Below are 25,039 nucleotides of genomic sequence, written 5' to 3' on the forward strand. Positions count from 1 at the left end.
CCGATCAGCGAGCGCGTCCGGCGCGACCCGGTGCCGGGATGCGGTGACGGCTTCGGCAGGGCGGCGAGCCGCGGAGGGTCGGCGAGCGGCATCGCTTAGGGTGGTCCGCGATGTATCCACGAGTCACCGCCGTCCTCGTCGCGCGCAATGGCGCGGCGTACCTGGAACGAACCCTCGCGGCGCTGCGGGCGCAGACCCGCCAGCCCGACGCGACGGTGTTCGTCGACGGAGGCTCCAAGGACGGCACGGGCGAACTGCTCGCCGCCTGGGGGCCGACCCAACTCGTGCAGGTCGCCGAGAACCTCTCCTTCGGGCAGGCCGTCGCCCGCGCCACACGAGTGATGCAGTCCCCGCAGGGGCAGGACGAGTGGCTGTGGCTGCTCGCCCAGGATTCGGCTCCCGAGCCGGGGGCCCTCGCAGCGCTCCTCGGCGCCGTCGAGGTCGCCCCGTCGGTCGCGGTCGCGGGCCCCAAGGTCATGGACTGGACGCGCTCGGGCTACCTCCGCAGCTACGGCGAGTCGATCACCCGCGCCGGCACCACCGTGCACCTCGTCGAGGACGAGCTCGACCAGGGCCAACACGACTCGTCCCCCGACGTCCTCGCGGTCGCCGCCGGCGGCATGCTCGTCCGGCACACGCTGTGGGAGGAGCTCGGCGGCTTCGACCCGGGACTTCCCGTCGTCGACGATGCGCTCGACTTCTCGATCCGCACCCGTCTCGCCGGCCACCGCGTGAGCCGCGTCCCGGATGCGAGGGTCACGACCGCACGTATCGGACTCCAACGACCCGACGGCCGTCGGATCGACAGCGGAGAGCGTCGCCGTGCCCGCCAGCAGCGGGCTGCAGAGCTGCACCGGCGACTCGCCTACTCCTCCGCGCCCCTCCTCCTCGTGCACTGGCTCTCCCTCGTGCCGTTCGCGATCGGTCGCGCGATCCTCCGCCTGCTGCGCAAGCAGCCGGGGCTCGTCGGAGGCGAGCTGCTCGCGGCCATCGTCGTCGCGTTCGGGGGCACCAAGGTCCTCCGCGCCCGTCGGGCGCTGCGCTCGGCGAAGAACGTCGGCTGGAAGGCGATCGCTCCCTTGCGCATCCCGCTCGACGTGGTGCGGCAGCTGCGCTCGGTGCGACACGACGCCGTGCGGGTGCAGGCCGGGCGGGAGCGGCATCCCCTGCAGTTCTTCCAGGGCGGAGGCGTCTGGGTTGTCCTGCTCGCCGCTCTCGTCGGACTCGTCCTCTACACCCCACTCCTCGCCGCGCCCGCGATCAGTGGCGGCGGCCTGTTGACCCTCTCGCCCGAGGTGGGCGAGCTCTGGCGCAACGCCGCCTACGGCTGGCGCGACATCGGAACGGGATTCGTCGGCGCCGCTGACCCCTTCGCCGCCGTGCTGGCCGTGCTCGGCTCGGTGACCTTCTGGTCGCCGAGCTTCTCGATGGTGCTGCTCTACCTGACGGCGTTGCCGCTCGCGGCGATGGGCGCGTGGCTGATGATCGCGCGGATCACTCCGAGGACGCTCGCCCGCGCCGCCGGCGCCCTCGTCTATGTGCTCGCCCCCGCCTTCTTCGCGGCGCAGGTGGACGGACGGCCGGGGCCGATGCTCGCGCACGTCTTGCTGCCCTGGCTGTTCTTCGCGGGCTTCGGCGCCTCCCGCTCGTGGTCGGCGTCGGCGAGCGCCTCGCTGCTCGCGGCGGCCGTCGTGGCGTGCGCGCCCGTGCTCGCCGTGCCGCTGGCCGCCGTCTGGATCGTCGTCGTCGTCACCTCGGGGCGCCGTGTCGGCCGCTTCCTGGGGTTGCCGATCCCCGCGCTCGCGCTGCTGTTCCCGCTGATCCTCGCCCGGGCGCCTCGCGGCGAGTGGCTCGCCCTGCTCGCCGATCCGGGCGTGCCGCTGCCCTCGTCGACGAGCGACTTCTTCACGCTCCTCGCCGGCTTTCCCTCGGGGCTGCCCGGCGCCGGGCAGCCCGGTGGCTGGGTCGGCTTCCTCGAGGGGCTGAACATCCCCGCCTCCGCCGCGCCGCTCGCCACCGCGGTGCTCGTGCTGCCGCTGATCCTCGCCGCCGTGGCCGCGCTCCTGCTGCCGAACAACCTGTCGGCGCTCGGAGGCGTGGGCCTCGCGTCCGCCGGACTCGTCACCGCCACGCTCGCCCAGGGCGTGCAGCTCGCCACGGCGGGGTCGGCGACGGTCGCCGTGTGGAGCGGCACCGGCCTCAGCCTGTACTGGCTCGGCCTCGTCATCGGCTTCTCGCTGTCGATCGCGGCGCTGCCGTCGTTCCGGCTCGTGCCGGCACTGCTCGTCATGGCGGCGGTCGCGGCGGTCGTGTCGCCCTTGGCCGCGGTCTTCCCCTCGGGGCAGAGCCCCGTCACCGTCGCCTCCGAACGATCGCTGCCCGCCTACGTCGCCGCGGAGGCACAGAACGACCCGCGGATAGGGACCATCGTGCTCGTCCCGCAAGCCGACGGCGGCATCCTCGCCCGCCTCGAACGCGGCTCCGGGGCGACCCTCGACCAGCAGTCCACCCTGGTGTCGACCGGGGCCGAGCGGAACGACTCCCTCGACGAGCTCGCCGGCAACCTCGTGTCGCGCTCGGGCTTCGATGTCGCGTCGTCGATCCAGGAGCTGGGTGTGCGCTTCGTCGTCCTCGCCCAGCCCCAGGGTGCGCAGGCAGGGGACGCTGCCTCGGCCGTGCGCTCGCGCGCCGCCGTGTCTCTGGACGCCGATCCGACGTTCTCGGCGGTCGGCGACACCCGGTACGGCCTCCTCTGGAGCGCCGTCGACACCTCGAACACCCGTTCCGAAGCCGCCCCGAGCGGAGTCATCGGCCCCTTCGGGCTCGCCTACACGATCGGTGTGCTCCTCATCTTCCTCGTCGCCCTGCTGCTCGCCGTGCCGACGGGGCTCTCGCTCGAGCGTGGGCGCTCCGCGGACGCGGTCGCGGGTATCGACGACGAGCCGGGCGAGGCGACCGGGCAGTTCGACGACGGGAACGACGATGTCTGACCCGGCCGATCAGGAGACGCGCATGACCGACCCCGACACGCCGTCGCGACCATCCCGGGCCGAGCGCCGAGCCGAGCGGGTCGCCGCGAAGCAGAACGCGGCGACCTCCGGCCATGACGTGGAGCCGACGTCCCGTCGAGGCTCCAGCCCGTCCTTCGCGCGTCGTCGCAGGGCGGCGCTGCGCGTGGGCGCCGGAGTCGCCGGGGCGGCTCTCGCGGCCGCGGCCGTCGTCCTCCCGCAGCTCGTACCCGTCCCGCTCGCCTCCCGTGCCGCGGAGGGAGTCGTCGTCACCCCTGTCGCCGCCGACAGCACGCTCGTCTGCGGGGGAGACCTCGTCGACGCGAGCGAGCCCGACCAGTTGCGCGCCTTCGACGGCGCGAGCACGACCGTCTGGCCCGACGGCTCCGCGTCCGCACCCCGTCCTCTCGAGGAGAGGGACGTCGCCGCGCCGGGAACCGGCGCGACGAGGCTGAGCGTCCCCGCCGACGCCGATCCGGTGCCCGGCGGAGTCACGACCCAGGCCCTCGCGAACGACACGATCTCGGGTCTCGCCGCTCGGGGGTGCGCCGAGGCGTCAGCCGACAGCTGGCTCGTCGCCGGCTCGACGGACGTCGGACGCACCTCTATCGTCGTGCTCGCGAACCCGAGCGCCGTCTCGGCCACGGTCGACCTCGCCCTCTACGGAGAGAACGGTTCGATCGCGGCGACCGGAGCGACGGGGATCGTCGTACCCGCCGGATCGGTGCGCTCGCTCCCGCTCGCGGGACTCGCGCCCGACGTGGTGCAGCCGGTCGTGAGGATGACGGCACGGGGCGGCGAGATCGCGGCGAGCCTCCAGAGCAGTGCCATCTCGGGTCTGACCCCCGAGGGCGTCGAGAGCACCGGACCCGCGGCGGCGCCGAGTACCACCACCGTGATCTCGGGGTTCACCGTCGCCTCGCCTCCCGCAGCCTCCGGCGACGACGACGGCGGAGGCAGCGCCCCGTCGCTGCGTCTGCTCGCCCCGGGCACGGCCGACAGCACCGTGTCGATCGAGGTGGCGAACGAGGACCCGGCGGGGCTCGGGACCTCCACCCAGGTCGTCGTGCCCGCGGGGCGCGTCTTCGAAGTGCCCCTCACGGGGCTCGGCGAGGGCTCGTACAAGGTGACGCTCACCTCGGACCAGCCCGTGGTGGCCGCGGGACGCTCGACATCGACCGGCCAGGCGGGGACCGACTTCGCATGGTTCGTCTCGGGCACCGCGACCTCGAAGGCTTTCGGCGTCGCCAACACGGGACTGCCCGGGGCGCGACTGCACCTGGCGAACGCGAGCGACACGTCCGCCTCTGTCGTGCTGTCCTCGGCCGGAGGATCCCGCACCGTTGCGATCGGACCGTTCGCGGCGGTCTCGACCGAGCTCGGCAGCGACTCCGTCGTCGTCACGAGCGATCAGCCCGTGCAGGCCTCGGTGTCCCTCGCGGCCGAGGGACGCATCGCCTCGTATGCGATCGTGCCTCCCGGGCCGCTGTCGTCCCCGGTCACGGTCTACGCGCACTGAGCCGTCCTGGCCTCCGGCGCTGCGACGCGAGGCGCGCCCGGCGCCGACGTCAGTGGTCGCGGTGGCGATCCGGGGAGATGTCCCACGGGTCCCGGCCGAGCAGCTCCGCGACCGCGCGGAACACGTAGCCCTCGATCAGCATCCGCTGGTGCCATTCGTCGCGCCGGTGCAGCTTCGCGAGCCGCTCGATCGGCACGCGGTAGAGGGTGATGCGGCGGCCTGCGTGGTCGACGCGCCAGCGCGCGATCCCCGTGCCCATCAGGCGTGACGGGTCGACGTCGGGAGTCGCCGCGACGTCGACGTGGATGCCGGCCAGCTCGTCGGGCCATGTGCCGCGGAGGTAGTCGATGGCGGAGCCGATCGTCGCCTCGAAGAAGTCGGTACGCGTCTGGAGCGGCGGCAGATGCGGGCCGGTGACGGGGCCGCGAACGCCCCGACCATGCCGATCGTGCGAGCTCCGGCGTGCCGAGCCCGCCTGACGAGCGGTGGAACGGCGGGCGCGGGGCATGTCTCCAGCCTATTGCTACTGTGGGCGCGATGACCGGACGGCTGTGCTCGCGGACGGGCTGCCGGGCTCCGGCGGCCGTCACGCTCACGTACGACTACCGCGATTCGCTCGTCGCCGTGGGCCCGCTGAGCCCGACCCCGGACCCGCACGGCTACGATCTCTGCGCCGAGCACGACCGGCGCCTCCTCGTGCCGCGGGGATGGCGCACCGTGCGCTACGGCGGTCGCGTCGATCCGCTCGACTGATCGACTGATCGACTGATCGACCAGGCTCCGTCGAGGGCCTACGAGTCGCGTTCCGGGAAGCCGCGCGGCGCGCTCGCGAGGACCGGCCGGAGGCGGGCCAGGCGCTCGTCGGCGAGCCGGAGCGCCCGCTCCTCGCGCGCCCGCCGCAGCGCCGCCACCGCGAGCAGGAACTCCTCCGCGGGTGCGGCCGGAACCGGTGACACCGACCCGGCGACCTCCTGAGCGAGCGCCGCGGCGAGCTGAGAGCGCGACGGCTCGGTCATCCCCTCGCGCTGGCGGAGGAAGTGGGCGAGCCGCCGGGCGAGCGCGTCCGGGAGACGCGCGACATCGGCCGTCCGTGCCCAGCCCACGAGCGGAGGCGGCACATCGACGAGCAGCGGAGGAGCCGCGGGCACCCGCTCGATCTGGCTGTGCGTGCCCGCCAGAACGTCGCCGAGGCGACGAGAGTCCCGTGAGAGCAGACTCACGACCGCGGCGAGCCCGCCTCCGGTCATCAGGATCTCGAGGACGCCCGTGAGGGCACGGACGAGGGCGTGACGGAACCCGATCGCGCCTCCATCGTCGCGCACGACCCGGGCGCCCACGACCAGCTTGCCGAGCGACCGCCCGCGCGATGCGGTCTCGACGGCGACCGGGACCAGCACGACCGAGATCACGAGGGCGGCCACGGCGACGGCCGCCGTGGCCGCCTCGTCGAGGCCATCGTCGCCCGAGAGGCTCGCGACGAGAAGGAACAGCCCCAGCGCGAGCAGCAGCTCGGCCGCCAGATCGACGATCGCGCCGACCGCCCGCACGACGAAGGAGGCGACGGGCACCTCGAGTGCGATCGCCTCGCCGGTGACGAGAGAGGCGTCGTCGAACGAGGCGCTGCGCGTGTCGACCATGCCGCTCCTCCCTCCCCGACCGTGCGGGATACACGGTGGCTATCCTCTCAAGAGATGGACATCGACGCGCTCTCGGCCGCCCGCCGCCCGCAGTGGACGCGGCTCGACCAGCTCTCGCGCCAGCGCAGGCTGAGCGGACGCGAGGCCGACGAGCTCGTGGAGCGATACCAGTCAGCCTCCGCCGACCTGGCGACGATCACCTCGACGGCGGGATCGACCGCGGTCGGCGCGCGTCTGGCCGTTTCGCTCTCGCGCGCCAGGGGGAGGCTCACAGGCACGAGGGGGGAGCCGCTCGCGGCGATCGCGCGCTTCGCCGTGCTCTCGCTCCCGGCCGCCCTCTACCGCCTCCGCTGGCTGACCCTCGCCGTCGCGCTCGCCACCGTGCTCGTCGCCACCCTCTTCGCCGTGTGGATCCTCGGCGACCCGGCGCTGCTCGCCTCCCTCGGCGACGATGCGCAACTGCGTCGCTTCGCGCAGAACGACTTCGTCGACTACTACTCCGAGAACCCGGCCGCGTCGTTCGCGGGCCAGGTGTGGACGAACAACGCATGGATCGCGGCGCAGTGCGTCGCGTTCGGGATCGTGGGCGTCTACGTCCCCTACATCCTGCTGCAGAACGCGCAGAACCTGGGCACCTCGTTCGCGGTGATGCTGCACGTGGGGGAGGGCGACACGTTCTTCGCCTACATCCTTCCGCACGGACTGCTCGAGCTGACGGCGGTGTTCGTCGCCGCGGCCGCGGGGCTGCGGATCTTCTGGGCGTGGATCGCGCCCGGGCCGCGTCCGCGCGCTCAAGCGCTGGCAGAGGACGCGCGCAGCCTCTTCACGGTCGCGATCGGCCTGGTGTTCGTGCTCCTGGTGTCGGGCGTGATCGAGGGATTCGTGACCCCGGCCCCCTGGCCGTGGCCGATCAAGATCGCGATCGGCGCAGTGGCGCTCGCGGTGTTCCTCGCCTACATGATCGTGCTCGGCGGGCGCGCCGTGCGAGCCGGTGAGACCGGGGACCTCGACCGCTTCGCCGCGGGCTCGCGGAGCATCGCCGAGGCCTGACCTCACGCGGGGGGAGCCGCCACCCTCAGGCGCTCGCTCAGAGGCGTCCGCTCGCCTTGAGCGCCAGGTACCGGTCGGCGAGCGCCGGCGGCAGCATCGCGGGACTCGCGAGCACCACGTCACCGCCGAGCCGACGCACGGCCGCCGCGATCCGGTCGGACTCGGCCAACGAGCGTTCGGCTGCGGCGGCGGTGTACACGGAGGCGCGATCACCGCGCTCGGCCGCCATGCGCGCAAGCTCGGGATCGACCGCGCAGGCGACGACGACCGTATGACGCCGGGTGAGCGGGGGAAGGATCGCGAGCAGTCCCTCCGCGGAGCCGAGCGAGTCGAGGGCCGTCAGGAGCACCACGAGCGAGCGCTGTGACACCAGGGCGCGCAGTTGTGCCGGCACGGCCGCCCAATCGGTCTCGAGCAGTTGCGGCTCCACGGGAGCCAGTGCCTCGACGACGCTCCGCACCGCCTCCCCGCCGCTCGCGCCGTGCACGCGGGCGCGGCGTCTGCGGTCGAAGGCGAGCACGTCGACGCGGTCGCCCGCGGAGGCGGCCAGCGCCGTGAGCAGCAGGCTCGCCTCGATCGCCGTGTCCAGGCGCGGCTCGTCCTCGATGCGGGCCGCGGAGGTGCGCCCGGTGTCGAGGACGACGACCACCCGCCGATCGCGTTCCGGCCGCCACGTGCGCACCACCGGCTCGCGCCGGCGCGCGGTCGCCCGCCAGTCGAGGGAACGCAGGTCGTCGCCGCGCACGTAGTCGCGCAGACTGTCGAACTCCGTCCCCTGACCGCGCAGCATCACGCTCGTGCGTCCCTCGAGCTCGCGGAGCCGGGCCAGGCGAGAGGGGAGGTGACGGCGGGAGTGGAACGCCGGCAGCACCCGGATCGCCGCGGGGAGGAAGCGGGTCGCCTGCCGGCCGGCGAGACCGAGCGGGCCCAAGGACCGGAGGGTGACGTGCAGCGCCCGCCGCTCGCCGCGGCGGCGCGGCTCGAGCACGGTCGTCACGGCGCGCCGCTCTCCAGGAGGCAGCCGGAGCGCCGAGCGCGTCGCGACCGCGCCCGCGGAGGGCTCCCACGCGTCCCTGACGGTGCCGCGCAGGTGACGCCGGCCGGTGTTCGCGAGCAGCAGCATCGCCTCCGCCCGCTCGCCGAGCCGCGCGCGTTCGGGCACCCGCCGCTCGAGCGCCACCGCCCGCGGCGAGCCTGCGACGAGGAGGTCGAGGGTCACGAGCCCGGCCCAGGCGAGCGACCAGAGCGCGAGCACGAGGGAGGCGACCTCCGCGCGCGCGCCGAAGAGCACCACCGGCACCAGGCCGAGGAGAAGGACGAGGACACTGCGTCCGGTGAGGAACACGCGCTCAGACCGGGACGCGGACCTGCTGCATGATCGCACCGAGGACCGCCTCCGTGCGCACACCCTCGAGCTCCGCCTCCGGCTCGAGCTGGAGGCGGTGGCGCAGCACCGGCAGGACCATCGCCTGGACGTGGTCGGGCGTGATCGAGCGGTAGCCGTTGAGCCAGGCCCAGGCGCGCGACGCGGCGAGCAGCGCGGTGGAGCCGCGGGGGCTCACGCCCAGCCGGACGCTCGGGCTGTCGCGGGTCGCTCGCGCGAGGTCGACGATGTAGGCGAGGACGTCGGCTCCCGCTCCCACGCGCCGCACCGCGGCCTGGGCGGCACGCAGCCGGGCGGGGTCGAGCACCGGATGCACGCCCGCGGCGGCGAGGTCGCGCGGGTCGAAGCCGGACGCGTGCCGCGAGAGCACCTCGACCTCGACCTCGCGCGGGGGGACCTCGAGCACGAGCTTCAGGAGGAACCGGTCGAGCTGCGCCTCGGGCAGCGCGTAGGTGCCCTCGTACTCGACCGGGTTCTGGGTCGCCGCGACGAGGAAAGGATCGGGCAGTGCGAGAGTGCGGCCGTCGGCGCTGACCTGGCGTTCTTCCATCGCCTCGAGCAGCGCCGCCTGCGTCTTGGGCGGCGTGCGGTTGATCTCGTCGGCGAGCAGGAGATTGGTGAAGACCGGGCCCTCGCGGAACGCGAAGTCGGAGGTCGAGGCGTCGTAGACGAGCGAGCCGGTGATGTCGCCGGGCATGAGGTCGGGCGTGAACTGCACGCGGCGGGTGTCGAGGCCGAGCGAGACCGACAGGGCGCGCACGAGGAGTGTCTTCGCGACTCCTGGAACGCCCTCGAGCAGCACGTGCCCACCGGCGAGCAGCGCGATGAGCAGGCCCGACACGGCGCCGTCCTGGCCGACGACGGCGCGGCCGACCTCGGTGCGCACACGGTCGAGCTCGGCGCGCAGCTCGTCGTCGGGGCCGGCGTCCTGCGGCGTCGTCGGGTGCTGGGCGGAGTCGCTCATCGGAGGGGGCCTTCCGGTCGTCGGGCGGTGGTCGGTGCGAGGGAGGCGCGGAGCGCGCCCTCGAGGCGGAGCAGTTCGTCGGAGGCGGCGACCAGGGCGGCGTCGTCCGCCGGCTCGTCGTCGAGGAGGAGGCGCCGCAGCGCGTGCGGATCGCGGCCCAGACGCGCGGCAGCGGCATCGACGATCTCGTCCGCTCCGCTCGCCGGCGGCAGGGCGAGCAGGGCCGCCATGCGGTGCAGGGTGCCGATGCGGAGGGCGTCGAGGGCGCGCAGCCGGCTGCTGCCACGGGCATACAGGCGTGCGCGGCCTCGGGTGCTCTCGCTCGCGTGCACCACGACCGGCAGCGGTTCGACCGCGAGCGGCCCGAACCGCCGCCCCCGCCAGACGGCCGCGGCCACGAAGACCCCGACGAGCAGCAGGAGCGCGGGCGTGACCCAGCCAGGCGCGAGAGGTGAGGGGTCGATGGCTGCGCCCGCCGCATCGTCGGCAGCGGTGCGGTACCAGACGAGGCGATCGCTCGCACCGAGCAGGCCGAGTGCGAGAGCCGCGCGTCCCTCCTCGGCGATGGTGCCGTTGCGGAGGAGGTCTGCGTCGCCGACGGCGGTGATCCCGACTCCTCCTGGGCCTTCGGCCGTCACGAGGGCGAACGCGTCCTCGCCCGCGGGGAAGCAGCCGGTGGTCGCAACATCGAGCACGCGGAAGGTCGTGCCGCCCGACGGGATCGTGCCGGCCCGCTCCGCGGCGGGCAGCGCGCAGTCGGCCGTCAGCACACCCGTGTCGGAGGGAGCGCCGGCGAACGCTGCGCCCGGCAGAAGGGCCTCCAGCGCGGTGCCCGTCGGCCGCACGAGGACGACCGAGGACGCCGCGCGCGCGAGTCGCGCGTACTGGCTCGCGTCCAACGACGCCTCCGGATCGTCGACGAGAAGGGTGGAGCCCGGCGCGAGACGGAGGAGCGCCTCTTCGTAGGAGTCGGCCCGGAGCATCTCGACGCCCTGCTCGCGCACCACCTGCGCGACCGCGCGGGCGCCGTCGGGTGCGGGGCTGTCGACATCGAGGTCGGGGGCGAGCGCTGAGCTGCCCGTCGCCACCATCAGCAGCACGGTTCCCACCGCCACGAGCGCGAGGAGGGCGGCCCAGACGCGCCCGCGACGCAGCAGCACGCCGATGCTCGGGGTCGAGACCGTGTCGACGCTCATCGGAGCAGGTCGACCGGGGCGAGGGTGCCGGTGTCGAGGCGGGGCTGCTCGGCGGCGAGGCGGCGGTCGAGCGCCGCGACGCGCTCGTAGTCGGAGGCTCCCGCCGGGAGCCCGAGGTAGCGCACGCGATCGAAGTCGTCGGCCGTGCGGCGCAACGATTCGGCGGCGGCGGGAAAGGCGGCTCCCGCGGCGAGGGAGAAGGCTCGCGCCGTCGTGCCGGGCGAGACCCGCAGCACCGTCCTCTCGTCGAGCGAGCGCACGATCGCGCGGAACCGCTCGACGAGGGCCTCCTCCCACGCGCCCCGCGTCGCAGCCGCCTCGGCCAGAGCGCGCAGCTCATCGGATCCGCGGGTGTCGTCGGCGGCGAGCACCGCCGCCGAGAGCCCGCTGCGCCGCGCCAGCCGCGGTCGACCGGCGATCAGCAGCGCCGCGACGACGAGCGCCGCCAGCACGAGCACTCCAACGACCGCGGCGATCGGGAAGGAGGGGCCGTCGGTGGGCAGGGTCAGGGAGGCGAACCAGTCGCGCACCGCCTGGACCGTTCGGTCGAACCAGCTCGGCTCGGCCGCCCGGTACCGGGGGTCCGACAGCTCCTCGAGCAGGAGTCGTCGCGCCTCGGCGGCGTCGGGGTCGAGCGGGGCGAGGATCACGGTCGCTCCGGTGCCGGGAACGGGTCGGGGGAGTCGCGGCCCGCGGCCCGCTCCTCGACGTGCCGCATCAGCACGAGGTCGAAGCCCTCGAGGCGCATCCGCCTGTCGAGGTAGAGCAGCCCCGTCACGGCCGACTGCAGCACGGTGCCGACAGCGCCGACGACGAGGCCGATCGCGACCGAGAGCACCGTCACCGCGAGCGAGGCGACGAGCTGACCGTTCGGGTCGGTCGGCGAGATCAGGCTGGCCACGATCGGCAGCAGGAGGCTGATCGGCGTCGTCACGACCTGCCCCGCCACCTGGACGATCGCGGACATCAGGGCGAGCGCTCCGAAGGTCCGCCAGAAGCCGCCGCCGACCAGACGCCAGGATCGGGCGACCGCACGCCGGAGCGGGAGGCGCTCGATCACGATCAGGCAGGGCACGAGCGCGAGCCGCGTCCCCAGCCACACGCCGAGTGCGAGGGCCGCGGTGCCGGCGAGGAGGAGGACGAGGATGCCTCCGATGATCGCGCTCGCGCCGGCGTTCTGCGCACCGAGGAGGAAGAGCGGGACGGCGAGCGCCACCGCCACGAGGGCCAGGAGCACGATGCCCACGCCCTGGAGGAGCGTCCACGCCACGAGGGCCCAGAACCGCCCCCGGAGGCGCCACACGAGGTGCGCGAGGCGTGGCCGCTCGCCGAGGACGCCGCGCGACACCTCCACGACCACCACGCCCTGCACCAGCGCGCCGGTGAGGAGCGAGACGGCCCACGGGAGGAGAGCGGCGAGGACGACGAGCGCGATCGAGCCGGCGCCGACCGCATCGCGATCCGCCGCCTCCGCCTGCGCGATGCGGCTGACCGCGAACAGCGCCACCGCGCCGTAGGCGAGCAGAGCCAGAGTCGAGCCGAGCCCCTGCACGAGCAGCGCGACTCCGAGGGTCGTGCGCGGGCTGCGCCGCAACACCTGGAAGGGGGCGCCGAGCAGGGTGCCGAAGCCGAGCGGGCGGAGGGGGATGAGGCCCGGTCGCGGCGGAGGCGTCCATTCCCGCGAGGGCGTGACGGAGGGCGCGCCGGTCTGCCACGGCGACGTGCCCCAGCCGGCGGGGGAGGGAGGGGACCACGCAGCAGTCGGAGCGGCCGGCGGGGCGCTCGGGGGCACGGGGCGCTGTCGAGCGGGCGCCGGCTCCGCCGCCGCGCGGGCCCCTGCGCTCGGCTGCTCGTCCGGGTGGCCTGCGGGCGGCGGCCAGGGGGCTGCGTCGGTCATCGTCCCCATGCTGTCACAGCCCTGCCCGCTCGGCCCCTCCCTCGGGCGCTCGCGGGTTCGAGGCCGAGCCCCGCTTCGCTCCGTCCCGTGTCGGTTAGCCTGGGGGATGTCCGCGAGCGCCCCCGGGGCGACGCGACCCGAGACGAGGAAGACAGACTCATGAGCGCGCGCATTTTGGTGGTCGACGACGACGCGGCCCTGGCAGAGATGATCGGCATCGTGCTCGGCGGCGAGACCTGGGAGGTCTCGTTCTGCGCCGACGGATCGAGTGCGCTCGAGGCCTTCCGCAAGGCTCGCCCCGATCTGGTCCTGCTCGACCTCATGCTCCCCGGGATGGACGGCATCGAGGTCTGCCGCGCGATCCGCACCGAGTCGGGCGTGCCGATCATCATGCTGACGGCGAAGTCCGACACGGCCGACGTCGTCCAGGGGCTCGAGTCGGGAGCGGACGACTACATGGTGAAGCCCTTCGAGCCCAAGGAGCTGGTCGCGCGCATCAAGACGCGACTGCGCCCGGCGCAGGTCGCGGCCAACGCCGTGTTGCAGGTCGGCGACCTCAGCCTCGACATCGCCGGCCACGAGGTGCGCCGCGGAGAGACCCGGATCGGCCTCACTCCGCTCGAGTTCGATCTGCTGCTCGCACTCGCCTCGAAGCCGCAGCAGGTCTTCACCCGCGAGATGCTCCTCGAACAGGTGTGGGGCTACCACTACAAGGCCGACACGCGGCTCGTGAACGTGCACGTGCAGCGCCTGCGCGCGAAGGTCGAGAAGGACCCCGACGACCCTCGTATCGTGATGACCGTGCGCGGCGTCGGCTACCGCGCCGGCGCCGTGGTCCCGAGCTGACCGTGCCTCCGGCTCGTCCGGGCGTCCCCGCCCTCCGCCGCTGGCCGGGCCGGGTCCTGCGAGTCTGGAGAACCTCGCTGCAGTTCCGCGCCGTGGCCATCACGGTGCTGCTCTCGGGCATCGCCATCGGCTCGACCGGGGGGTACCTCTCGTACAGCATCAGCGACAACCTCTTCCAGTCGCGACTGTCGCAGGTCACCGGCGACACCTCTCGCGCCACGCGAGCCGCGCAGGGCTACCTGGACGCGGCGACGGTGTCGACGCGGCAAGACATGGAGGAGGTGATGAGCTCGGTCCGCACCGCCATCCGCGACGCGTCCTCCTCGGCGCTGATCGCCGTGGTGCGGGCGCCCGGCCAGGACGCGTCTCCGCTCGCCCCGCAGGACGTCTACAACCGGGAGCTGCAAGACGGCATCATCAGCTCCCAGCTCCGTGCGCGGGTGCAGGCCGGCTCCGACGGGCAGTACTGGCAGTCGGTGACGCTCGGCGACCCGGGTCAGGAGCAGCCGGGCATCCTCGTCGGCTCGACCCTCGAGCTGCCGAGCTCGGCGGGGCGGTACGAGCTCTATATCGGCTACTCCCTCGTCGACGCCGAGCGGACGCTGCAGTTCGTGCAGCAGGTGCTCGCCATCGCGGGCGTTCTGCTCATCCTCCTGATCGGCGCAGTGAGCTGGGTCGTGGTGCGCCTCGTCGTAGCGCCCGTGCGCGTCGCGGCGGTCACGAGCCAACGTCTCGCGGCGGGCGATCTCGAGGTACGGATCCCCGAGCGCGGTCAGGACGTGATCGCGACGCTCGCCCGTTCCTTCAACGGCATGGCCGACAGCCTCCAGGATCAGATCAGCGAGCTCGCGACACTCAGCCAGGTGCAGCAGCGCTTCGTCTCGGACGTGTCGCACGAGCTGCGCACGCCGCTGACGACGATGAAGCTCGCGGGAGACGTGCTGTATCACCAGCGCGAGGACTTCCCGCCGGTCGCCGAGCGGACCGTCGAGCTGCTGCACGGCCAGATCGCGCGGTTCGAGAGCCTCCTCGCCGATCTGCTCGAGATCTCACGGCACGATGCGGGTTCTGCCGAGCTCGAACTCGAGCCCGTCAACCTCGTCCGGCTCGCCGACGACGAGATCGAGAGCATGCGGGGCATCGCCACGGCGAACGGCTCCGTCCTCACGCTGTCGGCGCCCGGCGGCTACTTCGACGCCGACCTCGATCCGAGGAGGATCCGACGCATCGTGCGTAACCTCCTCGGCAACGCGATCGAGCACGGCGACGGTCGTGAGATCGTCGTCACCGTCGACAGCAACGAGTCGGCGGTCGCGCTCGCCGTCCGCGACTACGGCCACGGCATGAACGATGAGGAGGTGGCGCGCGTGTTCGATCGCTTCTGGCGCGCCGATCCCTCACGCCGCCGCACCCTGGGCGGCACGGGACTCGGCCTCTCGATCGCACAGGAGGACACGGCCCTGCACGACGGCTGGCTCCAGGTGTGGTCGATGCCCGACCACGGCGCGTGCTTCCGTCTGACCGTGCCGCGCCGACGCGGCCAGCGGATCGAGTCCTCGCCGCTCCCGCTTCCGCCCGCGGACGCGGGGGAGCAGGCCTTCACCGGCCCGATCGTGCTCCCGCCGCTCCTCCTGCCGCCCGAGCAGCGCCCCGAGGCCCCGCAGCCCACGACGGAGGCGGCACCGTGAGCCGGCTGCGCGCGCTCGCCGGCGTCCTCCTGCTCGCCCTCGCGCTCGCGGGCTGCGCGGGCATCCCGCGTGACGGCGACGTGGGGGTCGGTCAGCCCGACGCGGCCCCGCAGGATCTGCAGTACGACTTCCTCCCGTCCGGCCCCGCCGCCGGAGCCTCGCAACGCGACATCCTGAACGGTTTCATCGACGCCGCGTCCAGCCCGCAGAACAACTACAAGATCGCGCGGGAGTTCCTCGCGAGCGGAGCCGCCTGGACGCCGGGCGAGCACGTCACCGTCGACGAGGGCCAGCGCACCGCGACCACGAAGTCGGACTCGGTGCTCTCCCTGTCCCTCACTCCGGTGGCCGAGGTCGACGCGACCGGGGTGTACGCCGACGTGGCAACGACCGCCGCGCTCACCCTCGACTACGGCTTCGTCCAGGAGGGCGGCGAGTGGCGGATCAGCGCGCCGCCCAGCGGCGTGGTCATCGACCGCACCACCTTCGGCCAGGTGTTCTCGACCCACGCGCTCTACTTCTTCGACCCGAGCTACAGCTACCTGGTCCCGGATCTGCGCTGGTTCGCCTCCCGGGCCGACAGCTCGACCAGCACCACGATCGTCACCGAGCTCTTGCGCGGTCCGACCGCATGGATGCGCGACTCGGGCGCCGTCGTCTCGGCGTTCCCGAGCGGCTCGGCGCTCGCCGCCGAGACGGTGCCCGTCGAGGCGCAGCGCGCGGTGGTCGACCTCAACTCCGCCGCGCTCGGCGCCGACCAACGCCAGTGGCGCCTGATGGCGCTCCAACTCAACCGGAGTCTCGCCAACATCTCCAACGTCACCGGCGTCACACTCTCGGTCGAGCAGAATCCGATCGAGGTGCCGGCGGAGGTGACGGGGCTGCCGACCTCGCCCCGCGTCGACACGAGGCCTCTCGTGCTCACCGATCAGGGCTTCGGCTTCCTCGGCTCGTCGGGGCTCGCCGAGCTCGGGATCTCGGACCGCGTGCGCGCGCTCTCGCCGCGAGCCGCCGTCCTCGGCGTCCAGAAGGGCACCGGCTCCGACGCGAGCGCTGTCGTCTTGGCGAACGCGGGAGTCACGGTCGTCGCTCCCGGTCGCCCCGACCTGCTGCTCGACGCGCGATCGGGCCTGGTGGCGCCCACCGTGGATCCGCTCGGCTACGTCTGGTCGGTGCCCTCCTCGGCCCCCAACCAGCTCGTCGCCTACGCCGGCGACGGCTCGACCTCCTTCCAAGTGGCGACCGCGTGGTCCGAGATCGACTCGATCGCCTCGATCGCGGTGTCCCGAGACGGCACGAGGATGCTCGCCCTCGCGCAGGACGGCCAGCAGGCGACGGTCCTCGTCGCGGGCATCACACGCGCCGGGGACGGCCAGCCGGTCGCCGTCGGTGAGCCCGTCGTCCTGCGTTCGACGCCGGGGACGGCCGTCGCCGCGAGCTGGACGGACGAACTCGACGTCGCCTCCGTCGTGCGCTCCTCGAACGGCGAGGACACGGTGACGATGGACGTCGTCGGAGGCGGAGAGACTCCGCTCGGCACCACCAGCGGCACGCGTCAGATCGCCGCGGGCAACGCGTCCACGCAGATCCGGCTGTTGGCCGAGGGGGGCGAGCTGCGCCAGCAGCGCGGCTCGGCCTGGCAGACGATCGCGACCCAGGTCCGGGTGCTCGCGTCGCAGACCGGGATGGGGTCGTGACGCGCGGGCGGCTGGTGCCGGGGCGGTGACGTCGAGCCTCCTCCACAGTGCGGTCCCCGCGGCGTGTCCTCCCCGGAGGGCGTCCACCAGGCCCGGCCGCGGGCGGCGACGATCATGCTCGGAGGATGCTGCGCGATCACCTCCTCGATGCCCTCGCCGTCCTCCTCCCGCTCGACTGCCCTGCGTGCGGCGGCGAGACCACCCGCGCGCCGTGCGGTCCCTGCTCCGCTGAGCTAGCGCATCAGGCCGTGCTCGGTCACCGTGTGCTCGGACCTCCCGACGATCCGCTCGAGGTCGTGACCGGAGCCGCCTACACGGGGGTCGTTCGGCGTCTGGTGCTCGCGCTCAAGGAGGAGGCGCGCACCTCGGCCGTTCCGGCGCTCGCCGGGGTGCTCCGCCCCGCGCTCCTGGCCGGCCTCGCACCGCGCGACGCTCGCGCTCCCGCGACCCTCGTCGTCCCTCCCGGATCCTTCCTGCGCCGGCTTCGGCGCGGCTTCGATCCGGTGCCCCTGCTTGTGCGTGCTGCGGGCGCTCGGGCGAGTTCTCCCGCCCGCCGGAGGCGTCTCGTGTTCGATCAGGTCGGCCTCGGCCGGCTCGAGCGCAGCGGCAACGTCGACGGCGCGTTCCGCGTCCGGCGCCCGCTCGACGGCGAGGTCGTGCTCGTCGACGACGTCGTCACTTCCGGGGCGACCCTGCTCGAGCTGCGCCGAGCGGTCAGGGCGGGGGGAGGCGGGGTACGCGGAGCCGTCGTGCTCGCGGGTACGCCGCTCCGTCACGCCGACAGATCCGCCGACCGCCCCTCGCGGTCCCCGGCGAGTTCCCGATGAACGTTCGGTGACAGTTCGGGGGCCGGGGGCTACGGTGGGGGTCACGGCGCGAACGGTCCGCCCGGAGCAGGGCGGCACGCCGTACTCGACTGGGAGGTTGTCATGGACATCGACATCACAGGACGCAACGTGGACATCACCGATCGTTTCCGCGCGTATGCGACGGAGAAGTCGGAGAAGATCTCGCACCTGGCCGATCGTGCGCTCGCACTCGAGATCAAAGCGAGCCGGCACAGCGAGGGCAAGGGCGCGGGCAACGGAGATCGCGTCGAACTGACCTTGATCGGCAAAGGGCCCGTGGTTCGTGCCGAAGCGAGCGGAGCCGACAAGTACGCCGCGTTCGACGTCGCGATCGGCCGCCTCCTCGAACGCGTGAGACGCGCCAAGGATCGCAAGAAGGTGCATCGTGGACAGCATCGGCCCACCTCGCTTCGCGACGCGGCGGCCGACGACTTCAGCGTGGTCGCCATCCAGCCCGCAGACGCCGAGGTCCTCGAGAAGCTCAGCACCGGCGTGGTCCCGGTGCAGGAGCAGAGCGCGCCAGAACCCGCGGACGACGACGCCGAGGAGCCGTACTGCCCCGTCGTGATCCGCAAGAAGGTCTTCGCCTCCGTGTCGATGACCGTGGACGACGCCGTCGACTACATGGAGCTGGTCGGTCACGACTTCTACCTCTTCATCGACTCCGAGACCGACCGGCCGAGCGTCGTCTACCGCCGCAAGGGGTGGGACTATGGCGTGATCGGCCTCGGCGACGAGGCCGACGAGCTGGCCGAGCAGGCGGCGGGCTGAGCCCCACGACCCCCTGGAGGGGCCCCGGCACCGAGCGTGTCGGGGCCCCTTTTCTGCTCGGTCCTCCCTCCTCTCCTGCACGTCCGCCGAGGGAGGACGGCATCTCCGGTCCGCGCACAGCGCTCCGCGACTAGGCTGGTCGCGCTCCGCGCTCCGGCGCGCAGTCCTGTCTTCTACTTTTTTGGAGTACCCCGTGGCCTCAGTTCTCGAAAAGGTCCTTCGCGTCGGGGAGGGGCGGGTCCTCCGCCGCCTCGAGAACTACGCGAAGGCCGTCAACGCCCTCGAAGAGGACTTCACGCACCTCAGCGACGAGGAGCTGAAGAACGAGACGGTCGAGCTGCGCGAGCGCTACTCGAACGGCGAGTCGCTCGACGACCTCCTCCCGGAGGCATTCGCCGCCGTGCGCGAGGCCTCGCGCCGGACCCTCGGACTCCGCCACTTCGACGTGCAGCTCATGGGCGGAGCGGCCCTGCACCTCGGCAACATCGCCGAGATGAAGACGGGAGAGGGCAAGACCCTCGTCGCGACCCTCCCGGCCTATCTCAACGCCATTGCGAGCCGCGGCGTGCACATCGTCACGGTCAACGACTTCCTCGCCTCCTATCAGTCCGAGCTCATGGGACGCGTCTTCCGTGCCCTGGGCATGACGACTGGCGTCATCCTCTCGGGGCAGACCCCGGAGCAGCGCCGCGAGCAGTACTCCGCCGACATCACCTACGGCACCAACAACGAGTTCGGCTTCGACTATCTGCGCGACAACATGGCGTGGCAGGCGCAGGACATGGTCCAGCGCGGCCACTTCTACGCCATCGTCGACGAGGTCGACTCGATCCTCATCGACGAGGCCCGCACCCCGCTGATCATCTCAGGCCCCGCCTCGGGAGAGGCCAATCGCTGGTTCGCCGAGTTCGCGAACCTCGCCAAGCGCCTCGTCGACGGCGAGGACTTCGAGGTCGACGAGAAGAAGCGCACCGTCGGAGTGCTCGAGCCCGGCATCGAGAAGGTCGAGGACTACCTCGGCATCGACAACCTCTACGAGTCGGCCAACACCCCGCTGATCTCGTTCCTCAACAACGCGATCAAGGCCCGCGCGCTGTTCAAGAAAGACAAGGACTACGTCGTCCTCAACGGTGAGGTCCTCATCGTCGATGAGCACACTGGCCGCATCCTCGCGGGGCGCCGCTACAACGAGGGCATCCACCAGGCGATCGAGGCGAAGGAGGGCGTGCAGGTCAAGGCAGAGAACCAGACCCTCGCGACCGTCACGCTGCAGAACTACTTCCGGCTCTACTCCAAACTCTCCGGCATGACCGGAACCGCCGAGACCGAGGCGGCCGAGTTCATGGCCACCTACAAGCTCGGCGTCGTCCCGATCCCCACGAACCGCAAGATGCAGCGCATCGACAACGCCGACCTCGTCTACAAGAACGAGCAGGTCAAGTTCGAGCAGGTCGTCGAGGACATCGCCGAGCGCCACGCGGCGGGCCAGCCCGTCCTGGTCGGCACGACGAGCGTCGAGAAGAGCGAGTACCTCTCGCGCCTCCTCGCGAAGAAGGGCGTTCGGCACGAGGTGCTGAACGCCAAGAACCACGCGCGGGAGGCGGCGATCGTCGCGCAGGCCGGTCGCCTGGGCGCCGTCACCGTCGCGACCAACATGGCCGGCCGCGGCACCGACATCATGCTCGGCGGCAACGCCGAGTTCCTCGCGGTCGCCGAGATGAACGGCAAGGGGCTCAGCCCCTCCGAGACCCCGGAGGAGTATGAGGCCGCGTGGGACGAGGTCTTCGCGGCGGTCAAGGCGACTGTGAACGAGGAGGCCGAGAAGGTGCAGGCCGCCGGCGGACTCTACGTCCTCGGCACCGAGCGCCACGAGTCGCGCCGCATCGACAATCAGCTGCGGGGCCGTTCGGGCCGTCAGGGCGATCCGGGCGAGAGCCGCTTCTACCTCTCGCTCACCGACGACCTCATGCGTCTGTTCAATTCCGGAGCGGCTGAGGCGCTGATGGGGCGCAGCAACGTCCCCGACGACATCGCCATCGAGTCGAAGGTCGTCTCGCGCGCGATCCGGAGCGCGCAGTCGCAGGTGGAGGCGCGCAACGCCGAGATTCGCAAGAACGTCCTCAAGTACGACGACGTCCTCAACCGTCAGCGTGAGGCGATCTACTCCGACCGACGCCACATCCTCGAGGGCGACGACCTGCACGAGCGCACCCAGCGCTTCCTGGTCGACGTGATCGACGAGATCCTTGAGGTGCACACGGGAGACGGCAACGGCGACGACTGGGACTTCGACGCCCTCTGGACCGAGCTCAAGACGCTCTACCCCGTCAGCCTCACGATCGACGAGGTCGTCCAGGAGGCGGGGAGCCGCGGCCGCATCAACAAGGAGTTCATGCGTCGCGAGATCCTCTCGGACGCCAAGCTCGCCTACGAGCGACGCGAGGAGCAGCTGGGCTCGGCCGCGATGCGCGAGCTCGAGCGCCGGGTGGTGCTCTCGGTGATCGACCGTCGCTGGCGCGACCATCTCTATGAGATGGACTACCTCAAGGACGGCATCGGCTTGCGCGCGATGGCGCAGCGCGACCCGCTGGTCGAGTACCAGCGTGAGGGCTTCGCCCTGTTCCAGCAGATGATGGGCCAGATCCGCGAAGAGACCGTCGGCTTCCTCTTCAACCTCGAGGTCGAGATCACCCAGGAGCAGGGCGAGGTCGCCGGAGTCGCTGCCAAGGGGCTCGCTCAGCCCGTCGCCGCGACGGACAAGCTCAGCTATTCGGCGCCGAGCGATTCCGGCGGGGTCGAGGTCCGCAATCAACGCGGTCAGGTGCAGCAGGCCGCCACGGCGAAAGCGCGCGCCGCCGAGTCGCGTCAGGCGCGGCCCGAGGTCGAGCAGGCGACGACCACCGGCGCCTTCGGCCAGAAGTCGCAGGCGGGGGAGCAGCCTCCCGCCAACCGCGAGGAGCGCCGCGCGCAGTCCAAGCGTCGTTGAGCCGCGCTCTCGCGCTGCAGGGGTTCCGGTGCCGCAGCTGCGGGGCCGGGACCCCCGCACGCTCGGCGACTGAGGACCCGTCGGGCTCGGCGGCCGGCGCCGCGACGGGTACGCGGCCGACCGGTGCGCTCAGAGCACCGTGATCGCCGTCGCTCGCCATCGCGCGTCCCGTCCCTCGAGCCGGATCGCGACGGCGCGGGTGCGGATCCGGCTGTGCACGAGGATGACGCCCTCGATCACGCCGTCGCGCGGCTCGGTGGTCAGCACTCGGCCGATCGTGAACGGGATCCGCTGACCTGTGCGTCCTGTGACGCTCCGCGAGCGTGCGGCGAGCACCACGCGGCGCTGGAGGTTCGTGTAGACCTCGTCACTCAGCCAGCGCGCGATCTGGTCGATGTCGCGCGATCCCTCCATGATCTCGAGGACGAGCAGGGTGAGCCGCGCGAGCACCGGCTCCGGATCGGGCAGCTCCTCTCGGGCCGTCGGCTGCGGCGCGAAGTACGCAGCGACCGGGGACCGCGGTAGCGTGTCGGGCTCGAGCGGCAGCGTCCGGTAGTCGAACGCGGTCAACGGGAGGCTCATCGATGGGGCTCCTAGGACAGGACGAGCGTGTCACGGGTCGGGTCTCCTTCGGCTCGGTCGGGGCGGGTGCGCAGAGGGCGTTGCGCAGGATGTGCCCATCGAAGCAGGTGAGAGATGCTCGTTATCGGCTCGACGCCAAGCTGTGGATAACCCGGCGCGGTCCGTCGAGGTGCGGTGCGCCTCCTGCCCCGAGCCGCCCGAAGGTGCCGCTCGGAAGCGCCTAGTCTTGACGGGTGTCGACCCTCAGTGATCTCGTCCTCTCCCACGGCCGCTCCACCGAGGCGGATGTCGAGTGGATGCACCTCCTCGTCGGCGACCTGCAACTGCTCGCCGATCTCGCGTTCGCCGACATCGTGCTCTGGGCGCCGACGGCCGACGAGAGCTTCGTCGCGGTCGCCCACGCCCGCCCCTCCAGCGCGGCGACGCTCTTCTACCGCGACTTCGTCGGCCAGCGGCTCAAATCGGAGTGGCGGGCGCAGGTCGTCGAGGCCTTCGAGACGGCGCGCATCGTCGACACCTCGGCACCTGACTGGTTCGAGGAGACGCCCACGCGCGTGCGGGCGGTGCCGGTCCTGCGTCGGCTGGGTGCCTCCGACAGTCGCACATCGGCCCGGCCGATCGCCGTCGTCACGCGGCACACCAACCTCAGCGAGACGCGGACGCCCAGCCGTCAGGAGCTGACGTTCAACGACTGCGCGAACGACCTCTTCTCGATGATCGCCTCGGGCGACTTCCCCGACCTCGGTGCGCCCACCGGTCCCCGGCGCGGGGCTCCTCGCGCGTCAGACGGACTGATCCGTCTTGACGTCGACGGCATCACCACGTTCGCCAGCCCCAACGCCCTCTCGGCCTTCAACCGCATCGGCTTCGCGGACGAGCTCGAGGGGGAGTCGCTCGCCGAGGTCACCACCCAGCTCCTCACCGGCAAGATCGTCATCGACGAGTCGCTCCCCCTCGTCGTCACGGGCCGGGCGCCCTGGCGCACCGACATCGAGGCGCGTGGGGTCACTGTCTCGTTGCGTGCGATCCCCATTCGCGACCGGGGCGAGCGCGTCGGGGCCGTGGTGCTGTGCCGCGACGTGACCGAGCTGCGTCACCAGGAACGCGAGCTCATCACGAAGGACGCGACGATCCGCGAGATCCACCACCGGGTCAAGAACAACCTGCAGACCGTCGCCTCCTTGCTGCGCATCCAGGCCCGCCGCACCCACTCCGACCTCGCCAGAGAGGCGCTCACCCAGGCGATGCGTCGGGTCGCCGCGATCGCGGTCGTCCACGACACGCTCTCGGAGGGGCTCAATCAGAACGTCGACTTCGACGCCGTCTTCGATCGCGTGCTGCTGTTGATCGCCGAGGTCGCCTCGACCCACAACACCACCGTCCACCCGACGTTGAACGGAAGCTTCGGCAACCTGCCGAGCGAGTACGCGACTCCGCTCGCCCTAGCGCTGACCGAACTCGTCACCAACGCGGTCGAGCACGGACTCGCCGGTCGCGAGGGCGACGTCGAGATCGTGGCGACCCGCGTCGACGACGAGCTGACGGTGAAGGTCCGCGACACCGGAGTCGGGCTGCCGGAAGGGAAAGTGGGGTCCGGGCTCGGGACGCAGATCGTCCGCACCCTCATCCAGGGCGAGCTGGGCGGCACCATCGACTGGCACACTCTCGTCGGACGCGGGACCGAGGTCACGATCGAGGTGCCGCTGCGGTGGCTGGAGCGCTCGCGGTCCTGACGCCGCACGGGCCTCCGAGACGACGAGACCCCCACTGCCCTCAGGCGGCGGGGGTCTCGTCGATACCGCCGCGGGAACGGCGGAGATGCTCTAGGAGGCGCGGCGGGCGCGTGCCGCTCGGCGCTTGAGGGCGCGGCGCTCGTCCTCGCTGAGTCCGCCCCACACGCCCGAGTCCTGGCCGGTCTCGAGGGCATACTGGAGGCACACCTCGGTGACGGTGCAGCGTGCGCACACCGACTTCGCCTTCTCGATCTGGTCGACGGCGGGTCCGGTGTTGCCGACCGGGAAGAAAAGCTCGGGGTCAGCGGTGAGGCAAGCGGCCTTGTCGCGCCAGTCCATGCAGGTGCTCCTTGTGTGAAGGCGTGCGTGGAGGAACCACGCAGTGTTCGGGTGGGATGATCGAGTCACGCCGACGATCCCGACGAACACTCCGACCCGGCACGGGCACCAACCCAGCGCACTCGCCGGCGCACGCCTCGATGCCCCGAGCGAAGGCTCGGGGTGGACCGGGGAGGTGGACGGGACGGCGCTCGATTCGTGCCTCGTGCTGGGGGCACTGTTGACCGTCCGGCTCGTGGCCGTGCCTCGCGGCGCGGCTGGATCGGATGGTCACATCGGCGGAAACCCACGACCCTGTGAGCGGTGAAACGAACTGGACTAGCCTGTCACGGTGCTGAGCCCGAATCAAGAGTCCTGGATGGGATGTGGCTGTGATCAGTGAGCAGAACAGGCCGATCGACGGGCGCCGCGCACGGCGCCTACCCCCCGGTCTGGTGGTCCTGATCGTCGTCCTGGCGGTCGAGACCGTCGCCGTCAGCCTCGTCGCCCTCTGGCTCGTGGTCGAACTGCTGAGCACTCCGGCCGACACGGTGGGCGGAGGCGTTGCGATCGTCGTGCTGGCACTCATCGCTCTCGGGTGGGCGGCCGCGACGACGGCAGGCGCAGTGCGCCGGCGCGGCTGGATGCGCGGCTCCGCCCTCACGATGCAGCTCGTTCAGGCGGCGGTCGCCCTCGGAACGTTCCAGGGGCACTATGCGGTGCCGGAGGTCGGCTGGGCCCTTCTGGCTCCCGCGGCGCTCGGGGCGGCCATGGTGCTGCTGCCCAGCGTCGTTGCCGCCACACGGCGCGAGGAGGGGCCCGTCTGAGGCGTCTCGTGGGCCTCAGTGTCGGAGGAGAGTCAGCACCGGCTGGCGCTCGGCGTGGCCGGGTGCGACCCTGAGGCATCCCCTCCAC

Annotated in this window: 21 protein-coding genes; 12 read left to right on the forward strand and 9 right to left on the reverse strand. The window is 72.3% G+C overall.

What is annotated here, in order from left to right; translation table 11 throughout:
• Positions 1–110: 110 nt before the first annotated feature.
• Positions 111–2,990 (forward strand): glycosyltransferase family 2 protein, encoded by a 2,880-nt coding sequence (locus ITJ45_RS12585; RefSeq protein WP_194610788.1) that lies wholly within the window; start codon positions 111–113, stop codon positions 2,988–2,990.
• A gap of 22 nt (positions 2,991–3,012) precedes the next feature.
• Positions 3,013–4,527, forward strand: coding sequence for a DUF5719 family protein (locus ITJ45_RS12590; protein ID WP_194610786.1), 1,515 nt, complete (start codon positions 3,013–3,015; stop codon positions 4,525–4,527).
• Positions 4,528–4,576: 49 nt separating this feature from the next.
• On the opposite strand, the gene ITJ45_RS12595 is transcribed toward ITJ45_RS12590, so the two are convergent.
• A complete protein-coding gene (locus ITJ45_RS12595) occupies positions 4,577–5,035 on the reverse strand; it encodes a metallopeptidase family protein (RefSeq protein WP_194610784.1) in 459 nt (152 codons plus the stop codon).
• Between the two features lie 29 nt (positions 5,036–5,064).
• Between ITJ45_RS12595 and ITJ45_RS12600 the strand changes: the two genes are divergently transcribed.
• Positions 5,065–5,280, forward strand: coding sequence for a DUF3499 family protein (locus ITJ45_RS12600; RefSeq protein ID WP_194610782.1), 216 nt, complete (start codon positions 5,065–5,067; stop codon positions 5,278–5,280).
• 38 nt (positions 5,281–5,318) lie between these two features.
• On the opposite strand, the gene ITJ45_RS12605 is transcribed toward ITJ45_RS12600, so the two are convergent.
• Complete coding sequence (locus tag ITJ45_RS12605; RefSeq protein ID WP_194610780.1) at positions 5,319–6,164, reverse strand: RDD family protein; 846 nt, start codon at positions 6,162–6,164, stop codon at positions 5,319–5,321.
• Positions 6,165–6,218: 54 nt separating this feature from the next.
• Between ITJ45_RS12605 and ITJ45_RS12610 the strand changes: the two genes are divergently transcribed.
• Positions 6,219–7,214 (forward strand): stage II sporulation protein M, encoded by a 996-nt coding sequence (locus ITJ45_RS12610; RefSeq protein WP_194610778.1) that lies wholly within the window; start codon positions 6,219–6,221, stop codon positions 7,212–7,214.
• Between the two features lie 37 nt (positions 7,215–7,251).
• Here ITJ45_RS12610 and ITJ45_RS12615 read toward each other — a convergent pair whose 3' ends face one another.
• From ITJ45_RS12615 to ITJ45_RS12635, 5 genes are read right to left on the reverse strand one after another with little or no spacing between them, the layout of a single operon-like run.
• A complete protein-coding gene (locus ITJ45_RS12615; protein WP_194610776.1) occupies positions 7,252–8,559 on the reverse strand; it encodes a DUF58 domain-containing protein in 1,308 nt (435 codons plus the stop codon).
• 4 nt (positions 8,560–8,563) lie between these two features.
• A complete protein-coding gene (locus ITJ45_RS12620; protein ID WP_194610774.1) occupies positions 8,564–9,562 on the reverse strand; it encodes an AAA family ATPase in 999 nt (332 codons plus the stop codon).
• Complete coding sequence (locus ITJ45_RS12625; protein ID WP_194610772.1) at positions 9,559–10,758, reverse strand: DUF4350 domain-containing protein; 1,200 nt, start codon at positions 10,756–10,758, stop codon at positions 9,559–9,561. Before ITJ45_RS12625 ends, ITJ45_RS12620 begins: the two co-directional genes overlap by 4 nt.
• Positions 10,755–11,408, reverse strand: a complete 654-nt coding sequence (locus ITJ45_RS12630) for a DUF4129 domain-containing protein (RefSeq protein ID WP_194610771.1) — start codon at positions 11,406–11,408, stop codon at positions 10,755–10,757. Before ITJ45_RS12630 ends, ITJ45_RS12625 begins: the two co-directional genes overlap by 4 nt.
• Complete coding sequence (locus ITJ45_RS12635; protein ID WP_194610769.1) at positions 11,405–12,655, reverse strand: glycerophosphoryl diester phosphodiesterase membrane domain-containing protein; 1,251 nt, start codon at positions 12,653–12,655, stop codon at positions 11,405–11,407. Before ITJ45_RS12635 ends, ITJ45_RS12630 begins: the two co-directional genes overlap by 4 nt.
• A gap of 159 nt (positions 12,656–12,814) precedes the next feature.
• Between ITJ45_RS12635 and mtrA the strand changes: the two genes are divergently transcribed.
• The 6 genes from mtrA (at position 12,815) to secA (ending at position 21,491) form a co-directional block, all read left to right on the forward strand.
• Positions 12,815–13,501, forward strand: a complete 687-nt coding sequence (gene mtrA / locus ITJ45_RS12640; RefSeq protein ID WP_194610767.1) for an MtrAB system response regulator MtrA — start codon at positions 12,815–12,817, stop codon at positions 13,499–13,501.
• Between the two features lie 2 nt (positions 13,502–13,503).
• The gene (mtrB, locus tag ITJ45_RS12645; protein WP_194610765.1) at positions 13,504–15,189 is read left to right on the forward strand and encodes an MtrAB system histidine kinase MtrB; all 1,686 of its coding nucleotides are present in this window, start codon (positions 13,504–13,506) and stop codon (positions 15,187–15,189) included.
• Positions 15,186–16,886, forward strand: coding sequence for a GerMN domain-containing protein (locus tag ITJ45_RS12650; RefSeq protein ID WP_194610763.1), 1,701 nt, complete (start codon positions 15,186–15,188; stop codon positions 16,884–16,886). Before mtrB ends, ITJ45_RS12650 begins: the two co-directional genes overlap by 4 nt.
• 125 nt (positions 16,887–17,011) lie before the next feature.
• The gene (locus tag ITJ45_RS12655) at positions 17,012–17,713 is read left to right on the forward strand and encodes a ComF family protein (protein ID WP_194610761.1); all 702 of its coding nucleotides are present in this window, start codon (positions 17,012–17,014) and stop codon (positions 17,711–17,713) included.
• A gap of 102 nt (positions 17,714–17,815) precedes the next feature.
• A complete protein-coding gene (hpf, locus tag ITJ45_RS12660; RefSeq protein ID WP_194610759.1) occupies positions 17,816–18,505 on the forward strand; it encodes a ribosome hibernation-promoting factor, HPF/YfiA family in 690 nt (229 codons plus the stop codon).
• A 193-nt stretch (positions 18,506–18,698) separates the two neighbouring features.
• Positions 18,699–21,491 carry a preprotein translocase subunit SecA gene (gene secA / locus ITJ45_RS12665; RefSeq protein WP_194610757.1) on the forward strand — a complete coding sequence of 931 codons (2,793 nt, stop codon included), beginning with the start codon at positions 18,699–18,701 and terminating at the stop codon, positions 21,489–21,491.
• 129 nt (positions 21,492–21,620) lie between these two features.
• Here the strand turns inward: secA and ITJ45_RS12670 are convergent, their stop codons facing one another.
• Complete coding sequence (locus tag ITJ45_RS12670; protein ID WP_228493945.1) at positions 21,621–22,073, reverse strand: Rv3235 family protein; 453 nt, start codon at positions 22,071–22,073, stop codon at positions 21,621–21,623.
• 233 nt (positions 22,074–22,306) lie between these two features.
• Between ITJ45_RS12670 and ITJ45_RS12675 the strand changes: the two genes are divergently transcribed.
• On the forward strand, positions 22,307–23,806 hold the full coding sequence (locus ITJ45_RS12675; protein ID WP_194610755.1) for a sensor histidine kinase: 1,500 nt from the start codon (positions 22,307–22,309) through the stop codon (positions 23,804–23,806).
• A gap of 90 nt (positions 23,807–23,896) precedes the next feature.
• Here ITJ45_RS12675 and ITJ45_RS12680 read toward each other — a convergent pair whose 3' ends face one another.
• A complete protein-coding gene (locus tag ITJ45_RS12680) occupies positions 23,897–24,145 on the reverse strand; it encodes a WhiB family transcriptional regulator (protein WP_055788231.1) in 249 nt (82 codons plus the stop codon).
• A 365-nt stretch (positions 24,146–24,510) separates the two neighbouring features.
• Here ITJ45_RS12680 and ITJ45_RS12685 point away from each other — a divergent pair, with 365 nt between their 5' ends.
• Complete coding sequence (locus ITJ45_RS12685) at positions 24,511–24,951, forward strand: hypothetical protein (protein ID WP_194610754.1); 441 nt, start codon at positions 24,511–24,513, stop codon at positions 24,949–24,951.
• Positions 24,952–25,039: the final 88 nt, after the last annotated feature.

Source organism: Rathayibacter sp. VKM Ac-2879 (genome assembly GCF_015351245.1).
GTDB lineage: Bacteria > Actinomycetota > Actinomycetes > Actinomycetales > Microbacteriaceae > Rathayibacter.

Coding starts and splice junctions, on each gene's coding strand:
- ITJ45_RS12610 (WP_194610778.1), top strand. CDS start 6,219: ATGGACATCGACGCGCTCTCGGCCGCCCGCCGCCCGCAGTGGACGCGG.
- ITJ45_RS12635 (WP_194610769.1), bottom strand. CDS start 12,655: ATGACCGACGCAGCCCCCTGGCCGCCGCCCGCAGGCCACCCGGACGAG.
- ITJ45_RS12595 (WP_194610784.1), bottom strand. CDS start 5,035: ATGCCCCGCGCCCGCCGTTCCACCGCTCGTCAGGCGGGCTCGGCACGC.
- mtrA (WP_194610767.1), top strand. CDS start 12,815: ATGAGCGCGCGCATTTTGGTGGTCGACGACGACGCGGCCCTGGCAGAG.
- ITJ45_RS12655 (WP_194610761.1), top strand. CDS start 17,012: ATGCTGCGCGATCACCTCCTCGATGCCCTCGCCGTCCTCCTCCCGCTC.
- ITJ45_RS12605 (WP_194610780.1), bottom strand. CDS start 6,164: ATGGTCGACACGCGCAGCGCCTCGTTCGACGACGCCTCTCTCGTCACC.
- hpf (WP_194610759.1), top strand. CDS start 17,816: ATGGACATCGACATCACAGGACGCAACGTGGACATCACCGATCGTTTC.
- ITJ45_RS12590 (WP_194610786.1), top strand. CDS start 3,013: ATGACCGACCCCGACACGCCGTCGCGACCATCCCGGGCCGAGCGCCGA.
- ITJ45_RS12680 (WP_055788231.1), bottom strand. CDS start 24,145: ATGGACTGGCGCGACAAGGCCGCTTGCCTCACCGCTGACCCCGAGCTT.
- ITJ45_RS12670 (WP_228493945.1), bottom strand. CDS start 22,073: ATGAGCCTCCCGTTGACCGCGTTCGACTACCGGACGCTGCCGCTCGAG.
- ITJ45_RS12600 (WP_194610782.1), top strand. CDS start 5,065: ATGACCGGACGGCTGTGCTCGCGGACGGGCTGCCGGGCTCCGGCGGCC.
- ITJ45_RS12585 (WP_194610788.1), top strand. CDS start 111: ATGTATCCACGAGTCACCGCCGTCCTCGTCGCGCGCAATGGCGCGGCG.
- ITJ45_RS12625 (WP_194610772.1), bottom strand. CDS start 10,758: ATGAGCGTCGACACGGTCTCGACCCCGAGCATCGGCGTGCTGCTGCGT.
- ITJ45_RS12620 (WP_194610774.1), bottom strand. CDS start 9,562: ATGAGCGACTCCGCCCAGCACCCGACGACGCCGCAGGACGCCGGCCCC.